The sequence below is a fragment of the Variovorax sp. 01T439_2 genome (assembly GCF_056398445.1).
The window spans coordinates 1-7,590 of the sequence record NZ_JBFTPJ010000190.1; the positions used below are offsets into that span (position 1 = coordinate 1).

8 protein-coding genes are annotated in these 7,590 nt (G+C 67.7%); 3 read left to right on the forward strand and 5 right to left on the reverse strand.

What is annotated here, in order from left to right:
• Window positions 1-1,242, forward strand: a 1,242-nt coding sequence (locus AC1DOC_RS11395) for a phospholipase D-like domain-containing protein (protein WP_478129815.1), incomplete at its 5' end; no start/stop codon positions are given.
• An 18-nt stretch (window positions 1,243-1,260) separates the two neighbouring features.
• Here AC1DOC_RS11395 and AC1DOC_RS11400 read toward each other — a convergent pair.
• Window positions 1,261-2,067, reverse strand: a complete 807-nt coding sequence (locus AC1DOC_RS11400; RefSeq protein ID WP_307593114.1) for a metallophosphoesterase — start codon at window positions 2,065-2,067, stop codon at window positions 1,261-1,263.
• Window positions 2,068-2,190: 123 nt separating this feature from the next.
• Between AC1DOC_RS11400 and AC1DOC_RS11405 the strand changes: the two genes are divergently transcribed.
• On the forward strand, window positions 2,191-2,364 hold the full coding sequence (locus AC1DOC_RS11405; protein WP_278877448.1) for a hypothetical protein: 174 nt from the start codon (window positions 2,191-2,193) through the stop codon (window positions 2,362-2,364).
• Between the two features lie 10 nt (window positions 2,365-2,374).
• Here AC1DOC_RS11405 and AC1DOC_RS11410 read toward each other — a convergent pair whose 3' ends face one another.
• The gene (locus AC1DOC_RS11410) at window positions 2,375-3,355 is read right to left on the reverse strand and encodes a LysR family transcriptional regulator (RefSeq protein ID WP_012745310.1); all 981 of its coding nucleotides are present in this window, start codon (window positions 3,353-3,355) and stop codon (window positions 2,375-2,377) included.
• Between the two features lie 107 nt (window positions 3,356-3,462).
• Between AC1DOC_RS11410 and AC1DOC_RS11415 the strand changes: the two genes are divergently transcribed.
• On the forward strand, window positions 3,463-4,011 hold the full coding sequence (locus tag AC1DOC_RS11415) for a hypothetical protein (RefSeq protein ID WP_018906658.1): 549 nt from the start codon (window positions 3,463-3,465) through the stop codon (window positions 4,009-4,011).
• Window positions 4,012-4,110: 99 nt separating this feature from the next.
• Here the strand turns inward: AC1DOC_RS11415 and AC1DOC_RS11420 are convergent, their stop codons facing one another.
• The 3 genes from AC1DOC_RS11420 to AC1DOC_RS11430 all read right to left on the reverse strand — a co-directional run bounded on the left by AC1DOC_RS11420 (window position 4,111) and on the right by AC1DOC_RS11430 (window position 7,581).
• Window positions 4,111-5,973: a phosphoenolpyruvate carboxykinase (GTP) gene (locus tag AC1DOC_RS11420; protein WP_369663930.1), complete on the reverse strand. Its 1,863-nt coding sequence runs from the start codon at window positions 5,971-5,973 to the stop codon at window positions 4,111-4,113.
• A 146-nt stretch (window positions 5,974-6,119) separates the two neighbouring features.
• Window positions 6,120-6,272, reverse strand: coding sequence for a hypothetical protein (locus AC1DOC_RS11425; protein ID WP_012745313.1), 153 nt, complete (start codon window positions 6,270-6,272; stop codon window positions 6,120-6,122).
• Window positions 6,273-6,360: 88 nt separating this feature from the next.
• Window positions 6,361-7,581, reverse strand: coding sequence for a threonine ammonia-lyase (locus AC1DOC_RS11430; RefSeq protein WP_027730607.1), 1,221 nt, complete (start codon window positions 7,579-7,581; stop codon window positions 6,361-6,363).
• Between the last annotated feature and the right edge of the window lie 9 nt (window positions 7,582-7,590).

Consider the following 7,590-nt stretch of genomic DNA (forward strand, 5'->3'; position numbering starts at 1 on the left):
GCCGCGCGCGGCGTGCGGGTGCGGCTGCTGGTGGACGATCTGTACACCGCCGGCGAAGACGAGGTGTTCAGCGCGCTCTCGGCTTTTCCCAACATCGAGGTGCGGCTGTTCAACCCGCTGCCTTCGCGTGCCGACTCGTTCGCGCTGCGGCTGCTGTTCTCGCTGGGCGACTTCGGCCGCATCAACCACCGCATGCACAACAAGCTGCTGGTGGCCGACAACAGCTTTGCCGTCTCGGGCGGCCGCAACATCGCCAATGAATACTTCATGCGCGGCACGGCGGCGAACTTCATCGACATGGACGTGCTCTCCTGYGGACCGGTGGTGCGCCGGATGTCCGAAGGCTTCGACCGCTACTGGAACAGCGAGCATGCCTGGCCCATCGAGCGCATCGTGCCGCAGCGCATGGCGGCCGAAGAGGCGCACAAGCGCTTCGACGCCCTTGCGGCCGCCGCGCTGCCCGACGTGCGCATTCGACCGCGCGACGTGCTGGACCATTCGCCCGTGGGCGAGYAGCTCGCCACCGGCAAGCTCGAGCTGCAATGGGCGACGTCCACGCTGTTCGTGGACGACCCCGCGAAGATCACGCGCACCTCGGAGGCCGCCTACGAGGGCAGCGTGACCGCCGGCGCGCTCGGCGTCATCAATTCGGCCAAGCGCGAGGTCAAGATCGGCTCGCCGTACTTCATTCCCGGCGCGCGCGGCATGGCGATGATGAAGCAGGCCATCGAGCGCGGCGGGCGCATCACCGTGGTGACCAACTCGCTCGGCGCCACCGATGAGCCGCTGGCCTACGCGGGCTACGAACGCTACCGCGCCGACATGCTGAAGATCGGCGTCACCATCTACGAAATCGCGCCCCGGCTCACCGGGCGCTCGGGGCGCTTCGGCGATTTCGGCCAGTCGATCAGCCGGCTGCATGCCAAGCTCGCGGTGATCGATAGCGAGCGCTTCTTTGTCGGCTCCATGAACCTCGACCGCCGCTCGGCCGCGGTGAACACCGAAATGGGCCTCGTGATCGACAGCCCGGCGCTCGTGGCCGACTACGAAAGGCTCATGAGTGGCGAGCGCGTGAGCCTGGGCTACCGGCTGCGGCTCGCGCCGGGCGGCCGCCGCGTGCAATGGCTCGAATACGACGACGCCGGCGGCGACATCGTCCACGAGGACGAGCCCGGCGAGTTTCTGTGGCTGCGCTTCAAGAACTGGCTGCTGCTGCCGATCGTGGGCGAGGAGCTGCTGTAGGGCCGCTGTAACGCGCGCTCAGGGCACCTCGATCAGCAGCTCCGGCCGAAAGCCTTCCTGTTCGCCCTTGCCCTTGTAGCCGAGCGGGTTGGCGACCACGCGGCAGCCGTCCTTCACGTAGTCGAAGGGGCAGTGCAGGTGGCCGTGCAGCCAGAGCCGGGCGCGCGGCAGCAGCGCATCGAGCGAATTGCAGAAGCCGGCCGTGCCGGGCGTGAGGCCGTAGCGCGGATCGGCGCTCGCAAGGCTGGGCGCGAAATGCGTGATGGCGACCGTGGTGCCGTCGAAAGGCTCGGCCAGCGCCTGTTCGAGCCAGGCCTGGCAGGCTAGCGCCTGCTCCCGCATGGCGCCGGCCATGAAGGGCTGGCCGTGGCGCACCGTCGCGGCTTTCTCAAGATAGAAGTCGGCCGCGCGCATTGCCTTGCCGCGCTTCTTGAGCGCGTCGGCCAGGCCGTCGGTGGGCTCCACCAGCGCATCGAAGTCGGCCCAGAGCGTGGTGCCGACAAAGCGGATGCCGTCGATCACCAGGGTCTCCCGCTCCAGCCAGAGGATGCCCAGCTCCTGGCACAGCGCGCGCAGGCGCTCGTGGGTCTGGTCGAAATCGGTGTTGTCGTACTCGTGGTTGCCCGGCACGTACATCACGGGCACCGGCCAGCCGTTGCGCGGCGAAAAGCGGCCCAGGCCGAAGTCGGGATCCGTCAGGCGCGAGCCTTCCTGGTAGGAGCCGATGTCGCCCGCCAGCACCAGCATGTCGGCACCGGGCACGGGCTCGGCGTGGAAGCGGGGGTGGGACTCCAGGTGCAGGTCGGACAGCAGTTGCAGCTTCATTGGAACCAGTCTAGGGGAATCAGCCCATGCACAAAGCGCATGAAGTGGGGCTTTCAATATTAGGGATAACCCCTATTCTTGGAACATCAACCACTCCAGCGCAGCCAAGAGCCGCGCACTGTCATGTTCAGCCTCATTGCCCAAGTGGCCCGTTTCTTCCGTTCTTCCGCCACCAGCGCCCCGGCCAGCCACGCCGCCGCGCTGATGGAAAGCGCCGATGTCCGCGCCGGCCGCGGCGCGCACCACGCGCAGGAACTGCGCGCAGCCGCCAGCGCCTGGCTGTCGGTCATCCGCTGAAAAACCCCGGTCATCCGGGCACCTTCTGCCCGAGGACCGAATCCGCAAAAGCCGCCGCGGCGGAGCGCAGCAGCGCGGTGCGCAGCCACTCGTGCGCATGCCCGTGCTGCGCGCGCCGGTGCCAGATGGCATCCACGTGCACCATCGGCTGGTCGAAGGGCAGGTCGCGCAGCACCAGCTGCTCGTCGATGCCGGTCACGGTCACGAAATGGCGCGGCAGCACGGTGAGCAGGTCCGAATTGGCCACCACCCGGCCGGCCGTGAAGAACTGGTTCACGGTTACCACGATGCGCCGCTCGCGCCCCAGCGCGCCCAGCGTCTGGTCGATGAAGCCGTAGGGGCGCCCCGAAAAACTCACGAGCAAATGCCGCGCGGCGCAATAGTCGTCCAGTGTGAGCGGCGCATTGGCCAGCGGATGGCCGCGCCGCATCACGCAGACGTACTGCCCCAGGTAGAGCCGCTGGGTCTCGAAGGCCACGCCCACGCCCGACTGCCCGCGCGCCGCCAGGCTCGCGATCACGGCCGGAAAGTAGCCGATCGCCATGTCGACTTCCTCCTGCTCGAGCATCCGCCGCGGATCGCGGGTGGTCAGCGGCAGTACGCGCAGCGAGATAGCGGGCGCTTCCTTCTCCACGATCTGGACCAGCCCCGGAATGAGCTCGGCGGCGGTGGCGTCGGCCATGGCCAGCAGGAAAGTGGTGTCGGCAGTCGATGCGTCGAACTCGCCCGGCGCCAGCGTGTGCTGCAGCTGGCGCAGCGCGTCGCGCACCGTGGGCCAGAGCGCCAGCGCGCGCGGCGTGGGCTCCACGCCCGCGCCGGAGCGGCGCACCAGCTCGTCGCCGAGCACCTCGCGCAGGCGGCGCAGCGCATTGCTCACCGCGGGCTGGGTGATCGACAGGTTGCGCGCGGCGCGCGTGAGGTTGCGCTCCGCCATCACTTCGTCGAAGACGCGAAGCAGGTTGAGATCGAGTGTGCGGAAGTTGACGTCCATCAGTGATGTGAATGATAAACATCAGAAAGATAAAGTGGCAAAACACTAGGGCAAACCCTAATATCTCCCCATCGGCACTCGCCATTCATCCCACGGAGGGATTCATCATGACCAGCTTTGTCCACGTAGACCAACCCACTGTCCATCCCGGCGTGCAGCGCGCCGAGATCCTGTTCGGCCAGCTCAAGGCCGCACGCGCCGGCGCGAACGGTTCGCGTCCGCTGATCGCCCTGCTGATCGTCGCCGTTGCCGCGGCGGTGATGGTGGTGGCCGACAAGCTCGTTTCCAACTGGGACGAAGGCGCGCTGCTCGCAGCCTGGGCCGTGCTCTGCGCCGCCGCCTTCGGCATTGCCGCGCTGTTCGCCGGCTCGCTGCGCGCTCCCCTGGCCCGCGTGGGCGCCGCCTGGAACGCAGCCGCCCAGCGCCGTGCCTCGGCCCGCGCCGACGCCCGCTTCCTGGAAACCGCGAGGAACGACCCGCGCGTGATGCAGGAACTGCAAGCTGCCACCTGGCGCGAGCAGTCCGAAGGCAAGGTTTCCGTCGCCACTGCCGCCAAGGTGGACGCACTGGCCCGCGTGGCCGCACGCTCCAGCGAAGCGCGCATGCCGACGCTCTACGAAGCCATGCGCCGCATGAACAGCTCGCGCTACTACTGATCGATCGGCGCCAGCCGCCGGCCGACCCATGAAAAAGCCGCCCATCCGGGCGGCTTTTTTGCGTGTGCGGACAGGCCGCACAAGACCTGGGGACCGGCGTCAGGCCGCCAGGCGCTGCTCGATGGCCGCCTTGGTTTCCGGCAGTTCCTTGGGCAGGTGGTGCGCCAGCTGCCGGAACAGCTCGGCATGCAGCTTGAGTTCGGCCTGCCAGGCGGCCTTGTCCATGCTGGTGACGGTGGCGAACTGCTCGGCGCTGAATTCCAGGCCGTTCCAGTTGAGGTCTTCGTAGCGCGGGCTCACGCCGGTGATGTGCTCGGTGCCCTTGGCGGTGCCTTCGACGCGGTCGATCATCCACTTGAGAACGCGCATGTTCTCGCCGTAGCCGGGCCAGGCGAACTTGCCGTCGGCACCCTTGCGGAACCAGTTGGTGGTGTAGATCTTCGGCAGCTTGGCGCCCGAGGCCTCGAGCTTCTTGCCCAGGTCGAGCCAGTGCTGGAAGTAGTCGCTCATGTTGTAGCCCGTGAACGGCAGCATCGCGAACGGGTCGCGGCGCACCACGCCCTGCTGGCCGGCGGCCGCGGCGGTGGTTTCGGAGCCCATGGTGGCGGCCATGTAGACGCCTTCGACCCAGTTGCGGGCCTCGGTCACGAGCGGCACGGTGGTCGAGCGGCGGCCGCCGAAGATGAAGGCGTCGATGGCCACGCCCTTCGGGTCGTCCCAGGCATCGTCGAGCGCCGGGTTGTTGGTGGCGGCCACGGTGAAGCGCGAATTCGGATGCGCGGCCTTGGCGCCGGTTTCCTTGGCGATCTGCGGCGTCCAGTCCTTGCCCTGCCAGTCGATCAGGTGCGCGGGCAGCGTGCCGGTGTCCTGCTCCATGCCCTCCCACCAGACGTCGCCGTCGTCGGTGAGCGCGACGTTGGTGAAGATCACGTCATGGTCCAGGCTGTCCATGCAGTTCGGATTGGTCAGCATGTTGGTGCCGGGCGCCACGCCGAAGTAGCCCGCCTCGGGGTTGATCGCGTAGAGGCGGCCGTCCTTGCCGGGCTTGATCCAGGCGATGTCGTCGCCGATGGTCGTGACCTTCCAGCCCTCGAAGCCGGCCGGCGGCACCAGCATCGAGAAGTTGGTCTTGCCGCAGGCGCTCGGGAAGGCTGCGGCCACGTGGTATTTCTTGCCCTGGGGATTGGTCACGCCCAGGATGAGCATGTGCTCGGCCAGCCAGCCTTCGTCGCGGCCCATGTTGGAGGCGATGCGCAGCGCGAAGCACTTCTTGCCCAGCAGCGCATTGCCGCCGTAGCCCGAGCCGTAGCTCCAGATCTCGCGCGTTTCGGGGTAGTGGACGATGTACTTGGTCTTGTTGCAGGGCCAGGCCACGTCCTTCTGGCCCGCTTCCAGCGGCGCACCCACGGTGTGCACGCAGGGCACGAATTCGCCGTCGGCGCCGAGCACCTCGTACACGGCCTTGCCCATGCGGGTCATGATGCGCATGTTGACCGCCACGTAGGGGCTGTCGGAAAGCTCGATGCCGATGTGGGCAATCGGCGAGCCCAGCGGGCCCATGCTGAACGGCACCACGTACATCGTGCGGCCCTTCATGCAGCCGTCGAACAGCGGCTGCAGCGTGGCGCGCATTTCGGCCGGGGCCATCCAGTTGTTGGTGGGGCCGGCGTTTTCCTTCTTTGCGGAGCAGATGAAGGTGCGGTCCTCGACGCGCGCCACGTCGCTCGGGTCGGACACCGCGAGGAAGGAGTTGGGGCGCTTGGCCGGATTGAGCTTCTTGAAGGTGCCCGCGTCGACCAGCTGCTGGCAGAGGCGGTCGTACTCTTCCTTGCTGCCGTCGCACCAGTGGATGGCCTGGGGTTTGCAAAGCGCGGCCATGTCGGCCACCCAGGCAATCAGTTTTGCGTTCTTGACGTACGAGGGTGCCTGGATGGCGAGGCCCTGCATCGTGGGTGCGTTCATCGGAAATCTCCTAAGTTGAAAAAATCGTCTTTCCGAACGGGACGCCGCGCCTGCTGGCGCGGAGGTCCGTTTGAGAAAACGTTTTCGCTTCGGGAGACTGCGTCAACGCGGGCCGCACGACCCGCGGACGAAGACGCAAATGGCTGTCAGGCCAAGTAGACGGCGATGGATGCCAGGAGCAGCATCAGCACGCCGCCAGCCAGCGGCAGCACGAGCGGCATCAGGTGCACGATCGATTCGACGGCGTCTTTTTCAACGGCGGCGGCGTGGCCGGGCTCGACGGGAGTAGGGTTGGACATTGATTACCTCGAATACTCAAATACGGAAAAACTGCGGCCATTTTACCGGCGGCCCCCGGCGCCGCGGTCTAGGGGGTTGCGAGCCCCTTCAGTGCTGCTCCTCGGCCTCGAAGCCGGCGTCGTGCAATGCGCCCAGCACGCTGGCCAGGTGGGCCCGCCCGCGGGTCTGCAGCACCAGCTCGATGTCGACGTTCTGGGCTGCCAGCATGGTAAACGCTCTTTGGTGGTGAACCTCATCGACGTTAGCGCCCGCTTCTGCCACAGTGGCCGTGATCTGGGCCAAGGAGCCCGGCACGTCGCGCGCACTCACGCGCACGCGCGCCAGCCGGCCGGCCCGCACCATGCCGCGTTCGATGATGGCCGCCAGCAGCAGCGGGTCGATGTTGCCGCCCGACAGCACCAGGCCCACGCGCTTGCCCTTGAAGCGCGCCGGATGCCGGATCAGCGCCGCCAGGCCGGCCGCGCCTGCGCCCTCGACCAGGGTCTTTTCGATCTCGAGCAGCATCAGCACGCCCTGCTCGATGTCGCCTTCGTCGACCAGCAGCAGGTCGTCGACGTGCTGGGCGATGATCTCGCGCGTCAGCACGCCGGGCGTTCCGACCGCGATGCCTTCGGCGATGGTGCTCTTGCCCTGCAGGTGCTGGGTGCCCTTGACGGCATTCACCATGCCCGGAAAGCGCGTGGTCTGCACGCCGACGATCTCGATGCCGGGCTTGCGCTCGCGCGCCGCGATCGCCATGCCCGCGATCAGCCCGCCGCCGCCGACCGACACCACCAGCGTGTCGAGGTCCGGCACCGCATCGAGCATTTCGAGCGCCACCGTGCCCTGGCCCGCGATGATGGCCTCGTCGTCGTAGGGGTGGACGAAGGTCAGCCCCTCGCGTTCGGCCAGCTCCAGCGCATGCGCGCGCGCTGCGTCGAGCGTGTCGCCGTGCAGCACCACCTCGGCGCCGAAGCCGCGCGTGCGCTCGATCTTCACGCCAGGCGTGAAGCGCGGCATCACGATGAGCGCGCGCAGGCCGAGCCGCTGCGCGTGGTAGGCCACGCCCTGGGCATGGTTGCCGGCCGACATGGCCACCACGCCCCGCGTCGCTTCCTGGCCGCCGCGCGTGTCGGCCTCCAGGAGATCGACCAGCTTGTTGCACGCCCCCCGCTCCTTGAACGAGGATGTGAACTGCAGATTCTCGAACTTCAGGTAGACCTGCGCGCCCACGATCTCGGAGAGCGTGCGCGATTCGACGCAGGGCGTGTTGAGCACCTGACCCTCGAGACGCGCCGCGGCGCGCCGGATTTCTTCGATTCCGACCATGGCGGGCAT

Coding starts and splice junctions, on each gene's coding strand:
- AC1DOC_RS11400 (WP_307593114.1), bottom strand. CDS start 2,067: ATGAAGCTGCAACTGCTGTCCGACCTGCACCTGGAGTCCCACCCCCGC.
- AC1DOC_RS11415 (WP_018906658.1), top strand. CDS start 3,463: ATGACCAGCTTTGTCCACGTAGACCAACCCACTGTCCATCCCGGCGTG.
- AC1DOC_RS11430 (WP_027730607.1), bottom strand. CDS start 7,581: ATGGTCGGAATCGAAGAAATCCGGCGCGCCGCGGCGCGTCTCGAGGGT.
- AC1DOC_RS11420 (WP_369663930.1), bottom strand. CDS start 5,973: ATGAACGCACCCACGATGCAGGGCCTCGCCATCCAGGCACCCTCGTAC.
- AC1DOC_RS11405 (WP_278877448.1), top strand. CDS start 2,191: ATGTTCAGCCTCATTGCCCAAGTGGCCCGTTTCTTCCGTTCTTCCGCC.
- AC1DOC_RS11425 (WP_012745313.1), bottom strand. CDS start 6,272: ATGTCCAACCCTACTCCCGTCGAGCCCGGCCACGCCGCCGCCGTTGAA.
- AC1DOC_RS11410 (WP_012745310.1), bottom strand. CDS start 3,355: ATGGACGTCAACTTCCGCACACTCGATCTCAACCTGCTTCGCGTCTTC.